This window comes from Nocardia exalbida NBRC 100660, from assembly GCF_000308575.1.
In the GTDB taxonomy this organism is placed as follows: Bacteria; Actinomycetota; Actinomycetes; order Mycobacteriales; family Mycobacteriaceae; genus Nocardia; species Nocardia exalbida.
This window is the reverse complement of record NZ_BAFZ01000048.1, coordinates 19,367-43,315: the sequence shown is the minus strand read 5'-3', so window position 1 is coordinate 43,315 and position 23,949 is coordinate 19,367. Positions and strand designations below refer to the sequence as shown.

Below are 23,949 nucleotides of genomic sequence, written 5' to 3'. Positions count from 1 at the left end.
CACGGGACGCGTGTCGATCGCGCCCCGCGGCCGTCACAGCGTGGCGACCAGTTCTCGCAGCACCGGCAGGCTCACCGATCCGGAGCCGAGCACCACGTCGTGGAATGCCTTGATGTCGAAGTCCGCGCCGAGCCGCTCGGTGGCCGCCACCCGCTGGCGCAGGATCTCCAGCTGGCCGACCTTGTAGGCGACCGCCTGTCCCGGCATGGCGATGTAGCGGTCCACCTCGACGGTGATCTCGGCCAGTCCGACCGGCGCGTTGGCCACCATGAAGTCGATGGCCTGCTGCCTGCTCCACCCCTTCGCGTGCAAGCCGGTGTCGACCACCAGACGGCAGGAGCGCCACGAGTCTCCGGCCAGCATGCCGAGCCGGCCCAGATCGTCCTCGTACAAACCCATTTCGTCGGCCAGCCGCTCGGTGTAGAGCGCCCATCCTTCGACGAAAGCGGTGTTGGCGAAGGACTGGCGCTGGAAGCGTGGCAGATGGTCGAGTTCGTTGGCGATGGTGAGTTGCAGGTGATGGCCGGGGATCGCCTCGTGGTAGGCCACCGACGCGGTCTCGTAGCGGCCGCGGCCGGTGGGATGGTGCTGGTTGACGAAATACGTGCCGGGCCGGGAACCGTCGGCGGCGGGCGGGAAGTAGTACGCCGCGGGCGAATCCGCGGCCAGGAATTCCGGCACCGGGACGATGTCGCAGGACTCCTTCGGCAGGCGCCCGAACCAGTTCCCCATCTCGGTGCCCGCCATGGCCAGCGCACGGCGGGCGTCGAACATGATCTGCTCCGCGTCGTCGTAGCACAGCGCGGGATCGTCACGCAGGCGGGCGAAGATCTCGCCGAGATCGCCGGTGCCGAACAGCCGCGCGCCCACCGTCGCGTACTCCTCGCGCAGCTTCGCCAGCTCGGTGAGCCCGAGGTCGTGGATCTCGTCGGCGCCCAGATCGGGCAGCGTCGTGTGGTGGCGCAGCAGTCGCTGGTAGATGTCCTCGCCGTCGGCGCCGAGCCAGCCCAGGCCGGGCCGGTCGTCGGGACGGGCGGCGGGCAGCAGCTCGTCGTACAGCGCGTCGCGGTAGACCTGGAACGCGGGCCGGATGACATCCCGCGTCACGTCGGCCATTTCGGAGCGCCACGCGGCCTCGCCGTCCCAGCCCTCCGGTCCCGCGAAGGTGACGAACGGGTCGGCGGCGATGTCGGAATCCAGGTAGCCGTCCAGCTGGTTGAGCGAACGCTCGATGGTGATCCGCGCGGGCGCTCGTCCGGCGGCCAGGCCCGCCCGGAACCGTTCCACGGCCTGGCCGAGCATGTCACCGAACTGCCGGTAGCGCCGCACCAGTGCCAGCGCGTGCTCGGGCCGCGGCGCGTTCGTCTGCGGCGCCACCATCAGCACGCCCGCGTGCACGCCGTTCATCTGGTCGGAGGCCATCTCCACCGGCCGCCATTCCAGATGCTCGACCGCGCCGCTCAACTCGGTGCGCAGCAGGCTGCGAGTGATGCGGTCGGTCGGGCTCAACGGCTCCGCGTCGAGCGTGTCGACCGCGCGCAGCAGATCGCGCCAGGTCGACAGCAACCGCTGCTCCGCGTCGACGGACAGATCCTCGATCCGATCGTCGAAGCGGCGGTCGCCGAGCAAGGTAGCCTCGCTCGGCGCCGCCTCGAGCACACTGTCCCAATACCGCTCGGCCAGGCTCATCAGCTCGTCGTGACCATCCATGGTCACGATCATGCCTCGAGCCGGCCCGCGTGGCACCGGAGTCGGCGCGCCTGCCGGGCACCGGGCACGCATGACACGTCCCGGGCCCGCGCACGGCGAGGCGGGCGCCTAACCCACGCCCAGATACGCCGATTTCACGGCGGGATCGGTGAGCAGTTCCGCGCCGCGACCGGTTTTGGTGACCTCACCGGTCTCCATGATGTAGGCGCGGTCGCTGCGGGCCAGCGCCTGCTGGGCGTTCTGCTCCACCAGCAGCACCGTGGTGCCCTGCTGGTTGATCTCGCTGATGATCCGGAAGATCTGCTGGATCACCATGGGCGCCAGGCCCATCGACGGCTCGTCGAGCAGCAGCAGCCGCGGCCGTGCCATCAGCGCGCGAGCGATGGCGAGCATCTGCTGTTCACCACCGGAGAGCGTGCCGCCCACCTGCTTGCGCCGCTCGAGCAGCCGGGGAAACAGTTCGAACACCCACTCCAGCGTCCGGTCGTACTCGGCCTTCTGCTTGAAACCCCTTCCATAGCACCCCATGTCGAGGTTCTCCTGCACCGTCATACCGGGGAACACGCCCCGGCCCTCCGGCGCCTGGATCAGCCCGTGCGTCACCCGCTCGTGCGCCTTCATCCGGGTGATGTCGCGGCCCTCGAACATGATCCGGCCGCGGGTCAGCGGCAGCAGCCCGGACATCGCGCGCATCGACGTCGTCTTGCCCGCGCCGTTGGCGCCGAGCAGGGTGACCAGCTCGCCCTCGGCGACGCTCAGTGAGATCCCGTGCAGCGCCTGGATCCTGCCGTAGTTGACGACCATGTCCTCGACTTCGAGCAGCGGGGCTCCCCGACCGGCGCCCGCGGGCTCGCGCGTCGCCTCTGGCACCGGCTCGGTGACCGCCGTCCTGCCGAGCGGCACCGCTGCGGGCTCCGCATCCGACGGCGATACGTTCTCGCCGTCTTCCGTTGCGGGAGAACTCGATTCACTCACCTCGGTATCCGGCACGCCGAGGTAGGCGGCGATCACGGCGGGGTTGTCCCGGATGTCGGCGGGCAGCCCGTCGGCGATCTTGCGGCCGAACTCGAGCACCACGATCCGGTCGGTCACGCCCATGACCAGCCGCATGTCGTGCTCGATCAGCAGCACGGTGAACCCGTCGTCGCGGATCTTGCGGATCAGATCCATGAGCGCGGACTTCTCACTCGGATTGAACCCGGCCGCGGGCTCGTCCAGGCACAGCAGTTTCGGCTCGGTGGCCAGCGCGCGGGCGATCTCCAGGCGACGCTGGTCGCCGTAGGACAGATTGCGCGCCTTCTCCACCGCGCGCGGGGCGATGCCGACGAACTCCAGCAGCGCCATTCCGCGCTCGATGGCGTCGCGTTCCTCACGCCGATGCCGCGGCGTGCGGAACACCGCGCCGGGCACCGAGGTCCGGTGCCGTGCATCGGTGCCGACCACGACGTTCTCCAAGGCGGTCATCTCGCCGAAGAGCCGCACGTTCTGGAACGTGCGCGCGATGCCGAGGCGGGTGATCGCGTTGCGCTTGGTCTTGGTCAGGGGCTTGCCGTCGAAGTACACCAGCCCGGAGGCGGGCTGGTAGACACCGGTGATCGCGTTGAAGCAGGTGGTCTTGCCCGCGCCGTTGGGCCCGATGAGACCGAGGATCTCGCCGCGGCGGATCTCGAAACTCACTTGGTCCAGGGCGGTGAGACCGCCGAACCGCACCGTCAGGCCCTCGGTGCGCAGCAGCGGCTCACCCACCGCGGTCTCGATATCGCGATGCGGCGCGACGACTTCCGCGACGGTCTCGGCGTCGGCGAGGTCCGGGATCACCTGGGTGACGTCGACCGTGCCCGCCGATTCCGGCTGCGGTTCGGCCACGTAGCCCGCGGCCATGTCCTCGTTGTCGAACAGCGCGTCGCCCGCGCCCGGCCCGGTCATCGTCCCGCTCCGATCGGCTCGGCGGCGACCGGTCTGCGCACGGCCAGGTACACCTGCCTGCCGTAGGTGAGCAGCTTCTGGCGCACCGGGAACAGCCCCTGCGGACGCAAGATCATCATCACCACCAACGCGATACCGAAGTACAGATATTTGAGGTCGCCCAGTGACTGCGCGCCGCCCTTGCGGAACAGCAGCACGCTGCCGAGCAACAGCAGCGCCAGCACGCCGGTCACCACCATGCCGGTGATCACGCCGCGCCGTGGCCAGACGCCCAGCCTGCCGGCCCACAACCGCCAGGCGACGATCAGCGCGACGAACACCGCGACATCGATCGCCAGCAGGACATACCCGGTCGACTCATTGCTGACCAGGTTCACCGACTGCAGCCGCGCGGGCAGGTAGGCGATGACGAACGCGCCGAAGATCACTCCGAGTTTGTTGCCCTGCCCGCCGATGACCACCGCGCACAGGAACAGCATCGAGTTGATGATGTTGAAGCCGGTGGGGTTGATGAACTGCACCTGGCCGGCGTAGATCGCGCCGGACATGCCGCCCACCGCGGCGCCGATCATGAAGGCCCACAGCTTGAACTTGAACGTCGGCACGCCCATGATCTCGGCCGCGTCCTCGTCCTCGCGGATGGCCACCCAGGCGCGGCCGACCCGGCTGCGCTCCAGGTTGCCGACCACCAGCAGCACCACGACCACCAGCGCCATGCCGAACCAATACCAGTAGGTGCCGTAGCTGGCGCGGTCGAGAAGGTTGACGCTGTCGGGGTCGCCGCTGTTGCCGCCGGAGAACACGCCCTCCGGTTTGCTCGCGGATTCGCCCACGTGCGGGTAGGCCACACCCGACAGGCCGAGGCTGCCGTTGGTGATCTCGGTGAGGTTCTCGGCGAGCAGGCGCACGATCTCACCGAAGCCGAGGGTCACGATCGCCAGATAGTCGCCGCGCAGCCGCAGCGTCGGCGAACCGAGGATCAGGCCGGATACCGCGGTCACCGCCACCGCGATCGGCAGGCAGGCCAGCCATGCCCACTTCGGATCGAGCCAGCCGCCGTCGGTCTGGTTCCACGGACTGTTGGGGCTGGTGAGCAGGCCGACGGTGTAGGCGCCGACGGCGTAGAAACCGACGTAGCCCAGGTCGAGCAGACCCGCCTGCCCGACCACCACATTGAGGCCGATGGCCAGCAGCGCGTACATCGCGACCTGCGCCATCACCAGGCCGAAGTTGTAGGAGGGGGTGTTCAGCAGCGGCGGCGGGAACAGCGGCAGCAGCGCGAGCAGCAGAAGGATCGGGACGCCGACGCCCCACTGCGCGGGCCTGCTCAGGCCGTCCCACCAGGTGCGGATCGCATCGCCGAGGCCGCGGCGCGCGGTGTCCGGCGCCGATGCCGTCTTGGTCGTGTCGGTCATGCGCGCGCCCTTCCGAGACTCTCGCCGAGGATGCCGGTCGGGCGAACCATCAGCACCAGGACCAGCACCACGAACGCGACGACGTCGCGCCACTCGGTGCCGAAGAGGATCTGGCCGTATTGCTCCACCACACCGAGCAGCAGGCCGCCGAGCAGCGCACCGCGCAGATTGCCGATACCGCCGAGCACCGCGGCGCTGAACGCCTTGATGCCGAGGACGAACCCGCCGGAGTAGATGATCCCGTTCGGGATCTTCAGCGTGAACAGCATCGCCGCCGCGCCCGCGAGCACGCCGCCGATGAGGAAGGTCAGCATGATCACCCGTTCGCGCGAGACGCCCATCAGCGTCGCGGTGTTCGGGTCCTGGGCCACGGCCCGGATGCCGCGGCCGAACTTCGTCCGGTTGATCAGCACCTCGGTGGCGATCGCCAGCACCACCGCCGCCGCGACGATCAGCAGCATGATGTTGGTGACGTCCGCACCGCCGAAACTGAACTGAATGGTCGGCTCGACCAGCCGGATCGGCTGCTGAGCGTTGGTGCCACCGAGATCGGGGCGCAGCTTGGGCAACACGAAGTGCACCAGCTCCTGCAGCACGAACGACATGCCGATCGCCGTGATCAGGAAGGCCAGCGGTTTCGCGCCGCGTTTGCGCAGGGGCCGGTAGGCCACCCGCTCCAATCCGACGGCCGCGCCGCCGGAGACCAGCATGCCCACGATCATCGCCAAGCCCAGATAGACGACGGTGAGCACCACGCCCTGGGTGTAAACGTCCGGACTCGCGACGAATCCGAAGATCATCAAACCGACCAATTGCCCGAACAGCCCGAGCATGAAAATTTCCGAATGGGCGAAATTGATCAGCCGCAATACGCCGTACACCAAGGTGTAGCCCACGGCGACCAACGCATAGATGGCGCCGTATGTCACGCCGTCGACGGTCAGTCGCCAGAAACTGTCGACCAACCCCTCGTAGTTGAAGTCGATCGAACCGGCAGCGAGTTGAATCCCACCGGCCGATAGCGTTTGTTTCATTGATTTCTGCCCCTCATCCTTTCGCCCACCGAACAACGGCACGTACGGGGATTCGGATGAACCCCCGTACGTGCCGTTCGCCCGGGATCCGGGACTACTTGACCTCGTACACCCAGATCAGCGCGTTCGTCAGCTCGCCGTTCGGGTTCCACTTGTACTGACGCGCGAGGCCGGCACCGTCGTACGTCCGTACATAGTCGAGCAGGTCCGGGCGGGTGACCTTACCGCCGTCGATGCCCTTGGCCAGGATCGTGGTCAGGTCGTACGCCTCGACGGAGTAGACACCGGGCGCCTGGCCGTTGAGCGCCTGGTAGTCCTGGGCGAACTTCTCCGGGGCGGGACCGCACGGGCACGACAGCTTCGCGCCCTTGGCGGCGCTGCCCGCCTGGGCGACGAATTGCGGGTCGTTGGTGCCGTCGGCGGAGACGAAGACCGCCTTCACCCCACCGGACTTCAACTGCTGGGCCAGCGGCGCGCCCTCGGAGTAGTAGCCGGAGTAGAAGATGGCGTCGGGATTCGCGGCCGCCACCTTGGTGACCGTCGCGGAGAAGTCCTTGTCACCCTTCTTGATGCTGGCGGCGCACGCCGGGTCGGCGGCGGCGCCGAGGCCCTCGGTGATCGACTTCGCCAGGCCGGTGCCGTAGTCGGTGTTGTCCTGGATGACGCAGACCTTCTTGTAGCCCGCACCGTTGACCAGGTACTTCGCCACCGAGGGACCTTGCACGTCGTCGTTGGCGAGACCGCGGAAGAAGGTGGTCCAACCGTTCTGGGTCAGCGTGGCGTTGGTCGCCGACGAGGTGACCGAGACCAGGCCCGCATCGCTGAGAATCTTGCCGGTCGCCTTCGTCTCGCCGGAGAAGGCGGGACCGACCAGCCCGATGATCGAGCGGTCGTTGACGATCTGCGGGATCACCTGGGTGGCCTTCTGCGGGTCACCTTCGGTGTCGAACTGCTTCAGCTCGATCTTGCAGCCCGGGTTGGCCTTGTTGTGCTTGTCCAGGGCGAGCTTGACGCCGTTGACGATGTTGATGCCCAGCGCGGCGTCGGGGCCGGTCAGCGCACCCGCCATCGCGATGGCCGTACCGGGCGCGCAGGTCGCCTTGCCGTCGCCCGCGGGATCGGCCGCCGCGGCCGCGTCCGCCTTCGGCACTTCCTTGCCCTGCTGGTCGACCTGGAGAAGCGGCTGGATGGACAGACCGCCCGCGCCGTTGGTGCCCGAGGAATCCGAACCGCTGCTGGTGGATTTGTCGCTACAACCGGTCAGCACCAGCGCGGCGGCGGCGCCGACGGCCAGAACAGCTCGCGTCGAGCGACTGCGCCATGTCGAACTAAGCACGTTTCACCTCATCTAAGTTCTGTGCTCCCCCGGGGTCGCCGAGGAGGCCGAGACATCAGCCCGGTCAGAACATAGCGTCGGTACGTTAGTTCCGCATCACATTCGGATCATGCGCGCGACATCGTTTCGCATTCTTCTTCACCGCGACGTTTCGACTGCGTAAATTCTCCCGCCGCGCGCACGGTCACTTCGGCGTCAGGTTCTCCAAGACGACCTCCGCGACCGCCTTCATCGTGGTGCGGCGGTCCATTGCGGTGCGCTGAATCCACTTGAACGCCTGCGGCTCCGAAAGGCCCTGCGTCTGCATCAGAACACCCTTGGCGCGCTCGACCAGCTTGCGCGTCTCCAGCCGCTCGGCGAGATTCGCGACCTCGCTCTCCAGCGCGGTGATCTCGTGGAAGCGGCTGGCCGCCAATTCGATGGCGGGCACCAGATCCGATTTCGTGAACGGCTTCACCAGGTAGGCCATCGCGCCCGCGTCGCGCGCCCGCTCCACCAGATCGCGCTGACTGAACGCGGTCAGGATGACCACCGGGGCAACGCGTTTCGACGCGATCTCGGCCGCCGCGTCGATGCCGTCGCGGCGCGGCATCTTCACATCCATGATGACCAGATCCGGCCGGTGCTCCACCGCGAGATCCACCGCCTGCTGGCCGTCACCCGCCTCGCCGACCACCTGATAGCCCTCTTCGGTCAGCATCTCGACCAGATCCATGCGAATGAGCGCCTCGTCTTCGGCGACGACGACCCGCTTCGCGCCGGCGTCCCGCTTGGTGCCGGTGCCCCCAGCTGCTGTGCTCATAGGTAGACCCCTCTGGTTCCGATGCCCTGTCCCGACCCAACCGAAAGAAAGCCGCGCTCGCACCGGGCGACCATCGGCCATCCATCGGGCTGTCGAGTGATGTAAAGAGTACCTTTCACTTCGACATAGAACGCATATACCCTGCGCAAACCGTGCCCTCGCGCCGCGGAGGACAACCCATTCGCGCTCACGCCACCCGACCCGCTATAGTTGCCACCCGGTGCGCCGAGTTGGCGGAACTGGCAGACGCGACGGTCTCAAAAACCGTTGTCCGAAAGGACGTGTGGGTTCGAGTCCCACACTCGGCACCACGGGGGTACGCAGGCTCCGCGCTGCGCCTCGCGCAGAGCGATCACCTCACCGATCCCGGCACCGGCGCCAGTGGCCGGAACCCACCCGGCGGCAGCGCATGGCGTCCACGAGCGTCGGCTCGCACCGCTCCCGGCGCATCGACGGCAGACCGATTCCTCGCTCCGAGAAATGGAAGCCGTTCCGGCACGCCGGAGCGCCCCGCGCGACCTTTTGCGGAACACAACCCGGCAACACACGACTGCCCTTCCGCACGCTTCGAGACTTCAGCCGGCGACATCCGCGGTGCTAGAATTTGCTCAGAGTTTGCGGCCAAGTCGTCATCGACTCACCCCACGCGGGAGAGGAATTGTCGGATGGATGGGACGGAAGTAACAGTCGCAATTCTGGCAGGTCCCATAACGGCCGGCCTGGTAGCCGCGATAGGCATATCGGAGCAGCGCCGGGCGGCTCGTGACCTGGAGGCACGCCGAAACAAGTTGGTCAGCTCGGCTCATGACCAGCTCGCTGCCGTACAAATATGGGAATCGATCAAGGGTGCCAACGGCAGCGATTCCCCCGAATTCTCGAGAAAAGCGGAGTCGATAATATCCACAGCGTTGGAATCACTCCTCCAAGCGCAGTCGATCCACCAGCCGCAGACGGCTCGCCAGCACAACAAGGTCAGTGAGATGTGGTTGATCGGCAGCATCGACACGACGGGCGGAAGAATACTGCGGGGGCTTTACTACATCATATTCGCCTGGATGGTCTCGGTTTTCGCGCTAGGTGTTATCGCTGCCGGATTTCCGCCGTACGAAAATGTTGTGGGCACCTTGCTCGGCGTTCTCGTCATCGGAATTCTCACCGGTCTGGTCCCGGCCTTCTTCTTCAGGTGGGCGGCTCTGTCCTACGATCGTCATCGGAAACTGGCCTCCTCGAACAGAAGTGGCGAGCGCGGGGGGCGGCCCCGTACTCCGATGCAGCCTCTACCTCCTGTGCATCAGCGGCCGCCGAGCCCCCCGGCCGGGTGGTACCCGCCGCCGATGCCGGATCCGGGTGGAGTCCGCCGCTGAAATAGGTGATGCTTCGGCAGCAGCCGGTTCCCTCGATTCCTCGAGGATGCGGCGGCGCGGTCACGAGTAACCGGAGTTCCGTCTTCATCGAACCGATACGGTTGATGGATCGTTGTCCATGTGGCGGCATAGGCGGCCAGGCGGTGAGGTATGCGATGCGAGTGAACAGGACCACCGTGGATCTGTCCGGGTATCCGGATCTGGTGGTCATCTACATCGGCATGCGGGTGCGGCGGCCGAGGGGGATGCTGCGGCTGCTCGGGTTGGGGCCCAAACTCTATCGCTCGCACAAAGATCGCCCGGACGGGTTGTTGCTGCACGAAGACGTCGTGTGGGCGCTGTTCCCGCCGCACTGGGGCGCGCGCCAGTACTGGCGCGATCTGGACAGCCTCGAAGCGTGGACCCGGACGGCGCCACACCGGGACTGGTGGCAGAAGTTCCTGCGCGACTCCGGGGGCACCGGGTTCTGGCACGAGGCATACTTCGCCCGCGGCGGCATAGACGCGATGTACGACGACATGGACCCGGCGACGGGACTGGCGCGGTTCGCGCCCGTCGTCGCCTCACGTGGCCACCGGTTCTCCACCCGCGGCCGAGTCGAGGGCAGTCCGTCCGAGGTCGAACCGGTCGTGCCCGAATCCATCTACTACAGCGGCGAATCCGAGTAGTCCGCGCGAGCTGTCATATCACAAGGAAATCACAAAGCAGCGTTTGAGCGCGTGAGCCCCGGGTACAGCCATGAATAGAATCGCACCGCACCGCTCTTCGGAGTGACGCACGTCGCAGGCCGGTGGCCGAAAGCGGCGTGCTTCGTGTACGGCACGCTACGGGCAGATGAATATGTTGTTCCCACATGTGGGACCAACGACTTGGGACCGTCTGGTAGTCTCCCCGCCGTTTATCGTGTTCTGTATGCACGTCCTGTTCGTCTGCAACGGCAATGTTTGTCGGTCGGTGATCGCCGAGCGGCTCACTCGCGCCCTCGCGGTCGAACACGATCTCCCCTATCTCACCGCCGAAAGCGCCGGCACCCGCGCCTTGGTCGGATTTCCGGTCGAGCCGCTCGCCGCGCAGACCATCACCGGGCTCGGCGCGGACGCGAGCAACTTCCGGGCCCGTCGCCTGAAGCCGGAGATGATCGATAAGGCCGACCTGGTCCTCACGATGACCGAACAGATTCGCGAGCACGCGATCGACTTGGCCTTCGGCGCGGGCGCGCGCACCTTTACGCTGCTGGAGGCACACCGCATCGCGCACGTCACCGGCGCGCGAACGGTCGCCGAATTGCACCGCGCGCGCAACGACCTGTCGCTGGTCGGCCGGGAGAACATCGCCGACCCGGTGGGGCTGTCCGCCCAGGCTTTCTGCGACGTCGGCGATCGCATCGCCGAGGCGCTCGTGCCGCTGCTACTGGCGCTCGCCCCGCACGAGCAGCCGCGCTGGCCCCACGACGAGCGCCGGGGACTGGTGATCCGCCCGGGTGGCGCCCCCGCGCCACTGGCGACCTTCCTCGCCGCCCAGCGCACCCGGTGACCGCCGCGGCGACGACCGCACCGGGCAACGCGCCGGATACACCGCGTATCAACCTGTTACCACGCGGCTGTGTTCTTTTCCGTCCCCGACGCACTAAACTCCCGCCGGACACCATTCTCCGCCGTTGCTGCGTCGACACAGGACAGGAATCAGACATGCCGAAACGCATTTCGGATGTTTCGCTCCATGTTTATGTGACACCGGAAATACTCGAACGCGTCGTCGACACCGTGCGTGAGGTGGTCGACGACCACCTCGCCGACCGTGACGTATTCGCCTGGCGCTTCACCTTGCCGGTCGACGCCGACGACCCGGCCCACCTGGCGCTCGAGAGCGGCTGCCGCGCGGATCCGCCCGGCGGAATTCCCGGCAACCGCGGCACGTACGAAATCGCGCTCAGTCTGGTCGGCGCACCGGATCAGCTGACCGACGCCCACATGGCCGCATTGGAACATGAACTGCTGCATGCCCTCTCGGGGCTGGCGCGAACCGAGCCGGGAGGCGGGATCCCGGTCTCGATTCGCGCATCGCAACGCACCGACGTCGATCTGGACATCGATCGCGACCGCGAACTGCTCTAGTCCCGACGCCGCGGCGGGAAGTGGCGGATGAGTCCCTCTTGCACCGTGGTGGCCAGCAGATCGCCGCTACGGGAGTAGAAGCGGCCGGTCGCGAGGCCACGAGAGCCCGCGGCTACCGGTGACTCGGTGCAGTACAGCGCCCACTCGTCGAAACGGAACGGGCGGTGGAACCAGATCGAGTGGTTGACCGTGGCCGCGACGATGCGGTCCAGACCCCACGACAGCCCGTGGGTGGTGATGATCGAGTCCAGCACCGTCGTGTCGGACGAATAGCCCAGCGTCGCCACATGGATCAGCGGGTCGTCGGGCAACCTGCCGTCCGCGCGCATCCACACGCGGTTGTGGTTGAGCCGCTCCCCGGTGCCCTTGAGAATCCAGGCCGGATCGTTGGTGTAGCGCATGTCGATCGGATGCGGCGCCTTGACGAACATCTCCAGCTTGTCCTCCAAGCCTTCGAAGCTCTCCTCCACGCGCGGCAACGTCTCCGGATCCGGTACATCCGGCTGGGCGTGCGCGTGCTCGAGCCCCGTGCCCCAATCCTGGAACGCGGCGAGCATCACGAACAGCTCCTGGCCGTCCTGGCTGGCGGTCACCGTGCGGTTGGCGAACGCGCGACCGTCGCGATGCCGGTCCACCCGGTACTCGATCGGCTTCTTCACATCGCCGCCGCGCACGAAATGCGCGTTGACGGCGTGCACCGGACGGTCACCGACCGTCCGGCCCGCCGCGATGATGGCCTGCGAGACGAGCTGACCGCCGAAGGTCCGGCTCCACACCTTCTCCGGGTGCTGGCCGACGAACACGTCGTCGTCCATCTGCTCGAGATCGAGCAGGCCGAGCAGCACATCCAGATCGGAGCGCGGCGCGTGTGGATCCGCGATGTCGACGGGGCTGCTCAGGGAAGCACTCACTAGTGGTCCTCCTCACCGATTCGGTGAACGTGGATCAGGTTGGTGGAACCGACGGTACCGGGCGGCGACCCGGCGACGATGACCACCAGGTCACCCTTCTGGTATCGGTCCATCGACAGAAGTGCTACATCCACCTGGTGGATCATGGCGTCGGTGCTGTCGACCGTGGGCACGATGAAGGTCTCGGTGCCCCAGGTCAGCGCCAGCTGACTGCGCACCTCCGGCAGCGGCGTGAACGCCAGCAGCGGCAGCGGAGTGTGCAGCCGGGCCAGGCGGCGCACCGTGTCGCCCGACTGGGTGAACGCGACCAGCGCCTTGGCGTTGAGCCGCTCGCCGATGTCACGGGCGGCGTAGGAGATCACACCGCGCTTGGTGCGCGGCACGTGGGTCAGCGGCGGCACCCTGGTCGACTCGGTCTCCACCGCGTGCACGATGCGCGCCATCGTGCGCACCGTCTCGATCGGGTACTTGCCCACCGAGGTCTCGCCCGACAGCATCACCGCGTCGGCGCCGTCGAGCACCGCGTTCGCCACATCCGAGGCCTCGGCGCGGGTGGGGCGGGAGTTCTCGATCATCGATTCCAGCATCTGCGTGGCGACGATGACCGGCTTGGCGTTCTCCCGGGCCATCTGGATGGCGCGCTTCTGCACGATCGGCACCTGCTCGAGCGGCAGTTCGACACCGAGGTCGCCGCGCGCGACCATCACCGCGTCGAAGGCCAGCACCACGGCCTCCAGGTTGTCGATCGCCTCCGGCTTCTCCAGCTTGCCGATCACCGGAACCCGGCGGCCCACCCGGTCCATCACGTCGTGCACCAGCTCGACGTCGGACGGGGACCGCACGAACGACAGGGCGATGAAGTCCACGCCGAGCTTCAGCGCGAATTCCAGGTCTTCGATGTCCTTCTCCGACAGCGCGGGCACCGACACGTCCATGCCCGGCAGCGAGACGCCTTTGTTGTTGGAGACCGGGCCGCCCTCGGTGACCCGGCAGACCACGTCGTTACCGTCGACGCGAGTGACGGTGAGGCCCACCTTGCCGTCGTCGACCAGCAGGCGGTCGCCCGCTTTGGCGTCCTGCGCCAGCTCCTTGTAGGTGGTGGACACGCGGTCGTGGGTCCCGTCGACGTCGTCGACGGTGATGCGGACCTCTTCGCCCGTCGCCCAGACGGTTCTGCCTTCCAGGAAACGTCCCAGGCGGATCTTGGGACCCTGCAGGTCGGCGAGAATGCCGACCGCCCGGCCGAGGTGGTCGGCCGCCTGACGCACCTTCTTGTAGTTCTCGGCATGGTCGCTGTGCTCGCCGTGGCTGAAGTTCAGCCGAGCCACGTCCATGCCGCTCTCGACGAGTTCGCGGATACGGTCCTCGGTGGCAGTGGCCGGGCCGAGCGTGCACACAATCTTCGTCCGTCGCATCACGAGTAGAGCCTAGTCCCGCTCGGTGGGCAGGTCCCGCCGTGGCCACGGTGAAACCTTGGTGAAAAATATGAACGACAGGCTCGCGGCAGGTACAAACAGATACTCATCGAGCGACATGACGGGCCAACCTCGTTTCCAGCCGGGTCTGCCCGAACCCGAGGATCAGGCAGATCACCCAGTAGTACAGCGCCGCGACCCCGTAGAGCGCGAAGAAATCGAACGTCGGCGCGGCGGCGAGCTGGGCGACGCGCAGCAGCTCGGTCACCAGGATGGTCGAGGCCAGCGAGGTGTCCTTCACCAGGGAGATCAGCGTATTCGACAGCGGCGGTACGGCGATGCGCGCGGCCTGCGGCAGGATGATCTGCCGCAGCATCAAGGGATACGACATGCCGAGCGCCTGCGCCGCCTCCCACTGCCCCGCCGCGACGCTGAGGATGGCGGCCCGCACCACTTCGGCCGCGTAGCCGCCGACGTTGAGACTGAACGCGATCACCGCGGCGGGAAACGGATCGATCACGATGCCGAACTGCGGCAGCGCGTAGAACACGATGAACAACTGCACCAGCAGCGGTGTGCCGCGAATGATCGAGATGTAGCAGCGGGCCGCCGCCGACAGTGGCCACACCGGCGACATCCTGGCCAGCGCGACGAACAGCGCGAGCGCCAGGCCGATGGCGAAGCTGATCGCGGTGAGCGGCAGGGTCTTGGTGAGGGTGGCCTGCAGCATCGGCCACAGGTTGTGCCAGATGAGATTCCGGGTGGCGGCGTCCATGAACGAAGTCGGCTACCGGCTGACGTCGGTGCCGAAATATTTCTCGGAGATCTTCGCCAGCGTGCCGTCGGCGCGCAGCTGGTTCAGCGCGTTGTCCACGTCGGTGATCAGCGCGTCGCCCTTGCGCGCAGCGAACGCCTGCTTGCTCACCGAACCGGTCCGGGCGGCGATCTTCACGCTGGTGTCACCGGTCTTCGCGGTGTACTCCGCGACGGCCAGGTTGTCGTTGACGGTGGCGTCCACGCGGCCGTTCTTGAGCAGCTGGATGGCCTGCACGAAGCCCTCCACGGCCTCGACCTTCGCGCCCGCGTCGGTGGCGACCTTGCTCCAGTTGCTGGTGGCCGACTGCGCGCAGGTCTTCCCGGCGAGGTCGGCAAGCCCGGTGACGGCGTTGTTGTCGGCGCGGGTGACGATCACGCCCGCCGAGGTGGTGTAGGGCGCCGACAGCGCGTATTTCGCCGTGCGCTCGTCGTTCACGGTCACCTGATTCGCCACCAGATCGAAGCGCTTCGACTCCAGGCCTGCGAAGATGGCGTCCCACGGCGTCTGCACGAATTCGACCTTCTTGCCGAGTTTGTCGCCGACCGCCTGGATCACCTCGACGTCGTAACCGGTGAGCTTGCCGTCGGAGCCCTGGTAGCTGAACGGGGTGTAGGTGCCCTCGGTACCGACCTTCAGCACGTTCGGGTCGCTGCCGCCGCACGCGGTCAACCCGGTGGCGGCGAGGACGGCGAGCACGGCGGCGGCGAACAACTTACGGCGCACGGAATCCCTCTCTTCGGTGCGTGGAGCTCCACACACGGCACGCGAATCCGGTCATGCTACGCCCGGACCGCCGCGAGCGACAGTATCGCGATCATGGTGCGCGGAAGAGTTGCGCAGCGCTGTCACCCGCGTCGACCGGGAGGCGGGCACCCCGCTCCCGCCTGCCGGTTCCGCCGAGATCAGTCGCGCAGCGGGCGGCCGTTGCTGTCCGGCACCTTGCCGGTGAGCATCAGCACGCCGTCGACGATGCCCCAGATCCAGCCGACGGTGAAACAGGTGAGGATGCCGACGACCAGCTGAGCTACACCCAGGCCGGTGTATCCGAGGTAGAAGCGGCCGACGCCGAAACTGCCCAAGAAGATTTGCAGGAGCCCGGCGACGAGCTTCTGCTTGTCCGACAGCGGTACACCGAAAGGGTCACGGCCCCAGGGCGCCTCCGGGTCGTTGGGGTTGTAGCCCTGCGGCCCGACCGGATAGGGGGCCGCCGGGTAGCCCCCCGGCTGTTGACCGTAGGGATCGACGGGCTGGCCGTACTGGGGCTGACCGTAGGGGTCCGACGGGGCGCTGTACTGCGGCTGGCCGTAGGGGTCCGAGGGGGCGCTGTACTGCGGCTGGTTCTGCGCGTCCAGCCGCTTGGTCAGATCGGGACCGGTGCCGGGCGGGCCGTACTGCGGGCCACCGGTTTCCGGATTCTGCTGGTAAGGGTCGGTCACTCAGGTCCTCCTCGGTCGTGCGGGCACCCTCTGGTCGGCCCCCGGTCCTGCTGAATCGCCGAACTGCCGTTTCGCGACGATCACGAGCCATTGTCACGGGGATCGACCTGGTTGTCGCCCCGGTGGCATTCGGCCCCGCGCACAGTTATCGCGACGGAGCGCCCGAACGTTGCCGCCGCGGCGATTCCGTGCCGGCGGAGTCGAGAACCGTGCCCTTCGGCGTCCCGGCCGTACCGGGCGATCAATTCTTGTCGGAGGCCGACTTTCCCGAATCGGCCTTCTCCGAGGCGGTCCGGGAAGACTCGTCGGTCGCGCCCGCCTGCTGCCCGCCCGGCTCCGTCGAGCCGGACTCGGCATCGGACACCGCGCTCTCGGCGGTCGGTGCATCGCTGCCGGTCGTGGATTCGCCGGTCTGCGCGGGCTTTCCGGGCGCAGCCCCGGCGGCGCGCAGGGCCCGGATCTGCCACGGCCACGGACGCGGGCTCGCGCCGGGTTGCAGCTGCTCGGGCGTTTCGCGGCCCTTCGTCGCGAACACGAAGTAGGCGATCGCGGCAAGGAACACGACGGCCGAGGTGAACGAGTTGATCCGGATGCCAGCGATCTTCGTCGCCTCGTCGGCGCGCATCAGCTCGATGAAGAACCGGCCGAAGCAGTAGCCGGCGACGTACAGCGCGAACAGGCGGCCGTGCCCGATCCGGAAACGCTTGTCCACGTACACCAGCAGCACGACGACGAGCACGTTCCACAGCAGTTCGTACAGGAAGGTGGGATGCACGATCTTGTCGACCACGCCGGTGGAGGCGCCGTTCATCATGTCGAGCCTGCCGTCGTCGCCCACCCGCCGGTAGATCTCCAGGCCCCAGGGCAGGTCGGTCTCGCGGCCGTACAGTTCCTGGTTGAAGTAGTTGCCGAGCCTGCCGATGGCCTGGGCGAGCAGGATCGGCGGGGCGACCGCGTCGCCCAGGGCGGGCAACGGGATCCGGTACACCCGGCAGCCGATCCACGCCCCGATGCCGCCGAGCAGCACCGCGCCCCAGATGCCGAGCCCGCCCTGGTAGATCTTCAGCGCGTCGACCGGATTCCCGTCCGCGCCGAAGTACTTCTGCCAGTCGGTGGCCACGTGGTAGAGCCTGCCGCCGACCAGACCGAACGGCACCGCGAACATCGCGACGTCCAGGATCGCGCCGGGCTGCCCGCCGCGTGCGCGCCAGCGCCGTTCGCCCCACCAGATCGCGACGACGATGCCGAGGATGATGCACAGGGCGTAGGCCCGCAGCGGGAACGGCCCGAGCTGCCACACGCCCCGCGCGGGGCTGGGGATGTAGGCCAGCAGGGCGCCGCTGACGCCGCCGTCGGCCAGGACACTGTCTGCGAGGACTCGTAACGTCACGGGGTCACCGTAGCGGAGAAGCTCGGCCGCCACGCCACCACCGCACCGCCCTTGTCGTGGTGAGGCGCGCCATCGCGACGCCCCGCCCACCGGTAGCGCCGCGAGATCCGCCGTGGTCGCGGCGAGCGCAGCCGCGCGCATCCCGTGACTTGCACGTCCTTCGACAGGAATCGCGCCACCCGGCGCACCGGCTCGTCCGCGTCCGGTTCGCCGGACGGGATCGCCGGTCTCGTGTCACAGCGGCGGTGCCGGGCCGATTTCGCCGCCCGGCCGAACCGCCTTCCTAGGACGCCACGGTGGCCGAGCGCACGCCTTCGGCGAGTTCCGCCGTCAGTGCGCGGACGGCATCGAGACCCTGTCCCGCCGCGCTCACCAGCGCCGAGCCGACGATCACGCCATCGGCGAAGGACGCGATCTCGGCGGCCTGCTCGCCCGAGCGGACGCCGAGCCCGACGCCGATCGGGATGTCGGAGTGCGTCCGGATCCGCGCGCACAGGGCGGGCGCGGCCGAGGACACCACGTCCCGCGCGCCGGTGACGCCCATGGTCGAGGCCGCGTAGACGAAGCCGCGGCTGGCCTCGAGCGTTTTCACCAGGCGCTCCTCGGTGGACGACGGCGCGACCAGGAAGATGCGGTCCAGGTTGTGCGTGGACGAGGCGACGAACCAGTCGTCGGCCTCCTCCGGAATCAGGTTCGGGGTGATGATGCCCGCGCCGCCCGCGGCGGCCAGATCCCGCGCGAAGCGATCCACGCCGTACTGGAGCACGGGGTTCCAGTAGCTCATCACGACGGCCTTGCCGCCCGCGCCGGTGATCGCCTCGACCACCGTGAACACGTCGCGCACCCGCACGCCGCCGCGCAGTGCCTGCTCGGCGGCGGCCTGGATGGTCGGGCCGTCCATCACCGGATCGGAGTAGGCGACGCCGACCTCGACGATGTCGCATCCGGCGTCGACCATGGCGCGCACGACCTCGATCGAACCGGCCAGATCGGGGTAGCCGGCGGGCAGGTAGCCGATCAGCGCCGCGCGGCCTTCGGCGCGGCAGGCGGCGAAGGTGTTCGCCAAGCGGGACTGCTGGCTCACCGGCCCTCCTCCTTCGACTCGTCGTCGAACAGCCCGAACCACCGCGCTGCCGTGTCCATGTCCTTGTCACCGCGGCCCGAGAGGTTCACCAGGATGACCGCGCCGGGGCCGAGTTCCTTGCCCAGTTGCAGCGCGCCGGCCACCGCGTGCGCCGACTCGATCGCGGGGATGATGCCCTCGGTGCGGCTGAGCAGCAGCAGCGCGTCCATCGCCTCGGTGTCGGTGATCGGCCGGTACTCGGCGCGGCCCACGTCCTTGAGGTAGGCGTGCTCCGGGCCGACACCCGGATAGTCCAGGCCCGCCGAGATCGAATGCGACTCGATGGTCTGGCCGTCCTCGTCCTGCAGCAGGTACGAGTAGGCGCCCTGGAACGCTCCCGGCGTGCCGCCGGTGAAGGTGGCCGCATGCCTGCCGGTGTCGACGCCGTCACCGGCCGCTTCGTAGCCGATCAGCCGGACGCCGGCGTCGTCGAGGAACGCGTGGAAGATGCCGATGGCATTGGATCCGCCGCCGACGCAGGCGACGACCGCGTCGGGCAGCCCGCCGGTGGCGGCCTGCACCTGGGCGCGAGCCTCCATGCCGATGATGCGCTGGAAATCGCGCACCAGCATCGGGAACGGGTGCGGGCCCGCGGCGGTGCCGAAGCAGTAGTAGGTGTCGTCGGCGTTGGTCACCCAGTCGCGCAGCGCCTCGTTGATGGCGTCCTTGAGGGTCTGCGAACCGGAGGTCACCGAGATCACCTCGGCACCGAGCAGGCGCATGCGCGCCACGTTCAGCGCCTGGCGGGCGGTGTCGACCGCGCCCATGTAGACGACGCAGTCCAGGCCGAGCAGCGCGCAGGCGGTCGCCGTGGCGACGCCGTGCTGGCCCGCGCCGGTCTCCGCGATCACCCTGGTCTTGCCCATCCGCTTGGCGAGCAGCGCCTGGCCGAGCACGTTGTTGATCTTGTGCGAGCCGGTGTGGTTCAGGTCTTCGCGCTTGAGCAGGATGCGCGCGCCGCCCGCGTGCTCGGCCAGGCGCGTGCACTCGAACACCGGCGACGGGCGCCCGGTGTAGTCACGCTGCAACCGGTCCAGCTCGTTGAGGAAGGACTCGTCGATCCGGGACTTCTCGTATTCGGCGGTCACCTCCTCGATGACTGCCATCAGGGCCTCGGGGACGTGCCTGCCGCCGTAGACGCCGAAGTGTCCGCCCACATCCGGCTCGTGGCCACTGCGCTGGGCGACGCCGTCACTGGCCTGTGGTACCGCTGCCACGCCGGTCACCGGCCCCGCCGTGCGGGCTTCGGGCAGGACGGGTGGGTGCCCGCGGTCACCAGTTCCGAGACCGCCGCGCGGGGGTCGCCACTGGTCACCAAGCCCTCGCCGACGAGAACGGCGTCCGCGCCCGCGCCCGCGTAGGCCAGCAGGTCGGCGGTGCCGCGGATGCCGGATTCCGCGATCCGGATCACCTCGGTGGGCAGTCCGGGCGCGATCCGCGCGAACACGTCGCGGTCGACCTCGAGCGTCTTGAGGTTGCGGGCGTTCACACCGATCACCGACGCGCCCGCCTCCAGCGCGCGGTCGGCCTCCTCCTCGGTGTGCACCTCGACCAGCGCGGTCATGCCGAGCGACTCGGTGCGGTCGATCAGGGAGGACAGCACGTCCTGCTCCAGTGCCGCGACGATCAGCAGGATGACGTCCGCGCCGTGCGCGCGCGCCTCGTGGATCTGGTAGGGGCCGACGACGAAGTCCTTGCGCAGGATCGGGATGTTCACCGTGGCGCGGACCGCGTCCAGGTCGTCGAGCGACCCGTGGAAGCGGCGGCCCTCGGTGAGCACGCTGATGATCCGCGCGCCGCCGTCCTCGTAGGACTTGGCCAGGCTCGCCGGGTCCGGGATGTCCGCCAGCTCGCCCTTGGACGGGCTTGCCCGCTTGACCTCGGCGATCACGCCGATGCCGTCCTCGAGCAGCGCCGCGCGGGCGTCCAGCGGCGCGGGCGCGGCCGCGGCGGCCGCCTTGACCGCCTGGAAGTCGAGAAGGGCTTCCCGAGCGGCCACATCCGCGCGGACCCCGTCGAGAATCGAGTCGAGTACCGTCATCTGGCTCGAATCCTTTCTGGGGAGACGGACTTGCTACCTGAGAATCCCCCCAGGCGCTGTCTCACCGATGCTGACAAAGAATAAATGGACCTACCGGGCGCGGATGCGCCGGGGCTCGGGTTCAACCACGCGGAAGGGCTCCGCGCAAGGTGGTACCCGCCACACCCGCCGGGCGGGAACAGCTCAGCGGCCACGTCGGTCCGCCTCACCGTGCTTCGTGTCCTCCGGGCCCGACGGCCCGGCAGCGGGCTCGTCGGTCGGGTCGGTCCCGGCGTCCAGCGCGTCCCACAGCACGCGCTCGGACAGCTGGGGCGAGGACACATCGTCCGTGGATTGCGCGCGCCGCTGCGCGACCTCCGCGGTGGCGTCGGCGCGCCGGAAGACCGGGTTGTCGTACTTGCCGGACATCCGTGCCGCCTCGGCGGGCATCCGGGCCAGCAGCGCGCCGGCGCCGAACGCGGCGAGCGCGCCGAGCAGCGCGAGCACGGCCGGGAACCCCGACGTGATCGCCGTCTCCACCTGGGCGCGCGCCGGGAGCTCGGCGAGTGTCGCGGCCCGCTCGGCGATCTTGCCGGAATCGGTCAGCAGCGCGAACGCGGGCACCGCGGCCACCGCCGCGACCAACGCGATCAGCACGCCGACCACGCGGCGCAACCAGCCCCTGGTGGCCAGCACGGCCGCGATCGAGGCGAGCAGCACGAGTGCCAGCGGCGTGAGCGCGCCGAACCACACCCCGCCCTCGAGATGATCGGTGCGGGGCTGGGTGAGGCCGTCGGAAGAGCTGACGGTCACCCAGGTCATCCTGGACGACGCCCACAGCGCGGCGGCGGCGACGGCGAGCAACGCGACCGGGGCCACGGGGTATCTCCGGCGCGAGTCGCTTCCGGTGTCCGGCGGCTCGGTGCGTGCGGCGGAATCCGCCGCGGCTGGACCGGCTTCCGGCCCGCCGGTCTCCGGGGCGGACTCCCGCGCCGTGCCGGGTTCGTCTTCGGGATGGGCAGCTGTCATAGCGATCCGCCGTCCGCCGCATCCGGCTCCGTGCCGTAGGCCCGCACCGTTCCGGCCGCCGCGACCGCCTTCAGCACCGCCATCGCCTTGTTACGCGACTCCACGTCCTCGTATTCCGGATTCGAGTCCGCGACCACGCCCGCGCCCGCCTGCACGTAGGCCGTGCCGTCCTTCAGCAGCGCGGTGCGGATGGCGATGGCGGTATCGGCGTCACCGGCGAAGTCCAGGTACCCGACGACGCCGCCGTAGACGCCGCGCCGGGTCGGTTCGAGTTCCTCGATCAGTTCCATCGCGCGCACCTTGGGCGCACCGGACAGGGTGCCCGCCGGGAAGCACGCCCGCACCGCGTCCAGCGCGATCCGGCCGGGCGCCAACCGGCCCGAGACCGTCGACACCAGGTGCATGACGTGGCTGTAGCGCTCGATGTGCCGGTACTCGGTGACCCGCACGGTGCCCGGCTCGCACACCCGGCCCAGGTCGTTGCGGCCGAGGTCGACGAGCATGAGGTGCTCGGCGTTCTCCTTCTCGTCGGCGAGCAGACCCTTCTCCAGCAGCAGGTCCTCCTCCTCGGTGCCGCCCCGCCAGCGGGTGCCCGCGATCGGATGGGTCGTCGCCACACCGTCTTTCACGGTGACCAGCGATTCCGGGCTGGAGCCGACGATGGAGAACGCGGTGCCGCCCTGGCCGTCCGGGACGTGCAGCAGATACATGTACGGGCTGGGATTGGACGCGCGCAGCATCCGATACAGGTCGATCGGCGACCCGTCGTAGTCCATCTCGAAACGCTGGGACAGCACCACCTGGAACGCCTCGCCCGCCTCGATCTCCTTGACCAGGCGGCGCACGCCCGCCCCGAACTCCTCGGTGGTGCGCCTGCGCCGGTACCGCGGCTCGGGCTGGTCGAAGACCGACACGGTGGATTCGGCGGGCGCGCCGAGTGCGGCGGTCATCCGGTCCAGCCGGGCCACCGCGTCGTCGTAGGCCTCGTCGACGCGCTCGGCGGTGCCGTTCCAGTTGACCGCGTTGGCGATCAGCGTGATGGCGCCCTCGTGGTGGTCGAACGCGGCCAGGTCGGTGGCGAGCAGCAGGACCATCTCCGGCAGCCGCAAGTCGTCCAGCGCCAGGCTGGGCAGCCGCTCGATCCGGCGCACCGCGTCGTAGCCGAGGTACCCGACCATGCCGCCGGTCAGCGGCGGCAGTCCGGGCAAGCGCTCGGTGCGCAGCAACTCCAGCGTCTCGCGCAGCGCGACCAGCGGATCGCCGCCGGAGGGCGCGTCGGCCGGGACGCTGCCCAGCCAGGCCGCCTCGCCGTCCACCACGGTCAGCGCCGACGGGCTCCCCGCGCCGATGAACGACCAGCGCGACCACGACCGGCCGTTCTCCGCGGACTCGAACAAGAAGGTGCCCGCCCGGTCGGCCGCGAGTTTGCGGTAGGCCGACAGCGGAGTCTCGGAGTCCGCCAAGACCTTTCGGGTCACCGGGACCACCCGGTGCTCCGCGGCCAGTTGATGGAACTGTTCACGGGTCGTGGTGGTGGGAGTGGACGCGCCTGGCATGCACTCATCATCCCAGGCCGGGCCGATCGACCGGTGAGCGGTGCCGGTGACACGGGGCCGGACGCGACAAACGCGACAAATCAGGTCGACCGTCCGGTTCTCACGCGGCCGCCGGAGGTGTGGCGGCGCTCACTACACTCGCGGCGTTCCACGTCGCATGCGGTATCCATCTCGAGAGGAGACAACTGATGTACCCCTCGCAATCGGTAGCGCCCGAGGGTCCTCGGCACATTCCGAACCACAGCGTCCCGCGCCCGCACGCCCCGCACCCAGGGGCCACCGGCCATCCGGCCTACCCCCAGGGTGCTCCGAGCAACGCGCTCGCGTCCTTCGTCACCTACGTCAAAGCACTGGAGTCCCTGGACAAGAACCGTTTTCCCGACGAATACGCCGTCCACAGCCACCGCATCAAAGAGCTTCGGCCGTTCCTGCGAGCCCATGGCATCCTCGATGTGATGGCGATCAAGAACCCTGAGGTGGCAGCGCTCATCGGCGCGTAGCCGCCACACCTCGGCTCGTGCCCGGCCACCGGCGCGGCGATCGGAGCGCGG

General features: G+C 68.6%; 22 protein-coding genes, 1 tRNA gene and 1 pseudogene. 6 read left to right on the top strand and 18 right to left on the bottom strand.

Annotated elements, in window-relative coordinates; genetic code table 11:
• Positions 1-33 precede the first annotated feature (33 nt).
• From ON29_RS10685 to ON29_RS10660, 7 genes and pseudogenes are all read right to left on the bottom strand, one after another.
• Positions 34-1,710, bottom strand: coding sequence for a DUF885 domain-containing protein (locus ON29_RS10685; protein WP_245548897.1), 1,677 nt, complete (start codon positions 1,708-1,710; stop codon positions 34-36).
• Positions 1,711-1,818: 108 nt separating this feature from the next.
• Complete coding sequence (locus ON29_RS36960) at positions 1,819-2,514, bottom strand: ABC transporter ATP-binding protein (protein ID WP_245548902.1); 696 nt, start codon at positions 2,512-2,514, stop codon at positions 1,819-1,821.
• A gap of 165 nt (positions 2,515-2,679) precedes the next feature.
• Positions 2,680-3,636: pseudogene (locus ON29_RS36955) on the bottom strand (ABC transporter ATP-binding protein); the annotation flags it as partial.
• Positions 3,633-5,051 (bottom strand): branched-chain amino acid ABC transporter permease, encoded by a 1,419-nt coding sequence (locus ON29_RS10675; RefSeq protein ID WP_040866043.1) that lies wholly within the window; start codon positions 5,049-5,051, stop codon positions 3,633-3,635. The pseudogene ON29_RS36955 and the gene ON29_RS10675, both read right to left, overlap by 4 nt.
• Positions 5,048-6,085, bottom strand: coding sequence for a branched-chain amino acid ABC transporter permease (locus ON29_RS10670; RefSeq protein WP_040866042.1), 1,038 nt, complete (start codon positions 6,083-6,085; stop codon positions 5,048-5,050). The genes ON29_RS10675 and ON29_RS10670 overlap by 4 nt, the downstream gene beginning before the upstream one ends.
• A 94-nt stretch (positions 6,086-6,179) precedes the next feature.
• Entirely contained in the window at positions 6,180-7,421 is a 1,242-nt protein-coding gene (locus ON29_RS10665; RefSeq protein WP_373283863.1) for a branched-chain amino acid ABC transporter substrate-binding protein, read from the bottom strand.
• 184 nt (positions 7,422-7,605) lie between these two features.
• Positions 7,606-8,223 carry an ANTAR domain-containing response regulator gene (locus ON29_RS10660; RefSeq protein ID WP_040866041.1) on the bottom strand — a complete coding sequence of 206 codons (618 nt, stop codon included), beginning with the start codon at positions 8,221-8,223 and terminating at the stop codon, positions 7,606-7,608.
• 224 nt (positions 8,224-8,447) lie between these two features.
• On the opposite strand from ON29_RS10660, the gene ON29_RS10655 reads away from it, so the two are divergent.
• The 5 genes from ON29_RS10655 to ON29_RS10635 all read left to right on the top strand — a co-directional run bounded on the left by ON29_RS10655 (position 8,448) and on the right by ON29_RS10635 (position 11,701).
• A tRNA-Leu gene (locus ON29_RS10655) sits at positions 8,448-8,534 on the top strand.
• A 354-nt stretch (positions 8,535-8,888) separates the two neighbouring features.
• On the top strand, positions 8,889-9,587 hold the full coding sequence (locus tag ON29_RS10650; RefSeq protein ID WP_157172734.1) for a hypothetical protein: 699 nt from the start codon (positions 8,889-8,891) through the stop codon (positions 9,585-9,587).
• A 155-nt stretch (positions 9,588-9,742) separates the two neighbouring features.
• A complete protein-coding gene (locus ON29_RS10645) occupies positions 9,743-10,255 on the top strand; it encodes a monooxygenase family protein (protein ID WP_040866093.1) in 513 nt (170 codons plus the stop codon).
• A 244-nt stretch (positions 10,256-10,499) separates the two neighbouring features.
• Complete coding sequence (locus ON29_RS10640; protein WP_040866039.1) at positions 10,500-11,120, top strand: arsenate reductase/protein-tyrosine-phosphatase family protein; 621 nt, start codon at positions 10,500-10,502, stop codon at positions 11,118-11,120.
• Positions 11,117-11,701: a hypothetical protein gene (locus ON29_RS10635; RefSeq protein WP_245548896.1), complete on the top strand. Its 585-nt coding sequence runs from the start codon at positions 11,117-11,119 to the stop codon at positions 11,699-11,701. The genes ON29_RS10640 and ON29_RS10635 overlap by 4 nt, the downstream gene beginning before the upstream one ends.
• Here ON29_RS10635 and ON29_RS10630 read toward each other — a convergent pair.
• The 11 genes from ON29_RS10630 to ON29_RS10580 form a co-directional block, all read right to left on the bottom strand.
• Entirely contained in the window at positions 11,698-12,516 is an 819-nt protein-coding gene (locus ON29_RS10630; protein ID WP_245548901.1) for an acyl-CoA thioesterase, read from the bottom strand. The genes ON29_RS10635 and ON29_RS10630 overlap by 4 nt on opposite strands.
• 95 nt (positions 12,517-12,611) lie before the next feature.
• Positions 12,612-14,030 (bottom strand): pyruvate kinase, encoded by a 1,419-nt coding sequence (gene pyk / locus ON29_RS10625; RefSeq protein ID WP_174371804.1) that lies wholly within the window; start codon positions 14,028-14,030, stop codon positions 12,612-12,614.
• A 103-nt stretch (positions 14,031-14,133) separates the two neighbouring features.
• Positions 14,134-14,802, bottom strand: a complete 669-nt coding sequence (locus tag ON29_RS10620; protein WP_040866037.1) for an amino acid ABC transporter permease — start codon at positions 14,800-14,802, stop codon at positions 14,134-14,136.
• A gap of 12 nt (positions 14,803-14,814) precedes the next feature.
• Entirely contained in the window at positions 14,815-15,567 is a 753-nt protein-coding gene (locus ON29_RS10615; RefSeq protein WP_040866036.1) for an amino acid ABC transporter substrate-binding protein, read from the bottom strand.
• 179 nt (positions 15,568-15,746) lie between these two features.
• A complete protein-coding gene (locus tag ON29_RS10610) occupies positions 15,747-16,280 on the bottom strand; it encodes a TM2 domain-containing protein (RefSeq protein ID WP_040866035.1) in 534 nt (177 codons plus the stop codon).
• A gap of 241 nt (positions 16,281-16,521) precedes the next feature.
• Positions 16,522-17,670 (bottom strand): prolipoprotein diacylglyceryl transferase, encoded by a 1,149-nt coding sequence (gene lgt, locus ON29_RS10605; protein ID WP_245548895.1) that lies wholly within the window; start codon positions 17,668-17,670, stop codon positions 16,522-16,524.
• Between the two features lie 283 nt (positions 17,671-17,953).
• Positions 17,954-18,754 carry a tryptophan synthase subunit alpha gene (gene trpA, locus ON29_RS10600; protein ID WP_040866034.1) on the bottom strand — a complete coding sequence of 267 codons (801 nt, stop codon included), beginning with the start codon at positions 18,752-18,754 and terminating at the stop codon, positions 17,954-17,956.
• Positions 18,751-20,010: a tryptophan synthase subunit beta gene (gene trpB / locus ON29_RS10595; RefSeq protein ID WP_373283862.1), complete on the bottom strand. Its 1,260-nt coding sequence runs from the start codon at positions 20,008-20,010 to the stop codon at positions 18,751-18,753. The genes trpA and trpB overlap by 4 nt, the downstream gene beginning before the upstream one ends.
• A 5-nt stretch (positions 20,011-20,015) precedes the next feature.
• The gene (gene trpC, locus ON29_RS10590) at positions 20,016-20,834 is read right to left on the bottom strand and encodes an indole-3-glycerol phosphate synthase TrpC (RefSeq protein WP_040866032.1); all 819 of its coding nucleotides are present in this window, start codon (positions 20,832-20,834) and stop codon (positions 20,016-20,018) included.
• Between the two features lie 183 nt (positions 20,835-21,017).
• Entirely contained in the window at positions 21,018-21,842 is an 825-nt protein-coding gene (locus tag ON29_RS10585; RefSeq protein WP_083863350.1) for a TIGR02234 family membrane protein, read from the bottom strand.
• Complete coding sequence (locus tag ON29_RS10580; RefSeq protein WP_040866031.1) at positions 21,839-23,398, bottom strand: anthranilate synthase component I; 1,560 nt, start codon at positions 23,396-23,398, stop codon at positions 21,839-21,841. The genes ON29_RS10585 and ON29_RS10580 overlap by 4 nt, the downstream gene beginning before the upstream one ends.
• 188 nt (positions 23,399-23,586) lie before the next feature.
• Here ON29_RS10580 and ON29_RS10575 point away from each other — a divergent pair, with 188 nt between their 5' ends.
• On the top strand, positions 23,587-23,898 hold the full coding sequence (locus ON29_RS10575; protein WP_040866030.1) for a hypothetical protein: 312 nt from the start codon (positions 23,587-23,589) through the stop codon (positions 23,896-23,898).
• Positions 23,899-23,949 lie beyond the last annotated feature (51 nt).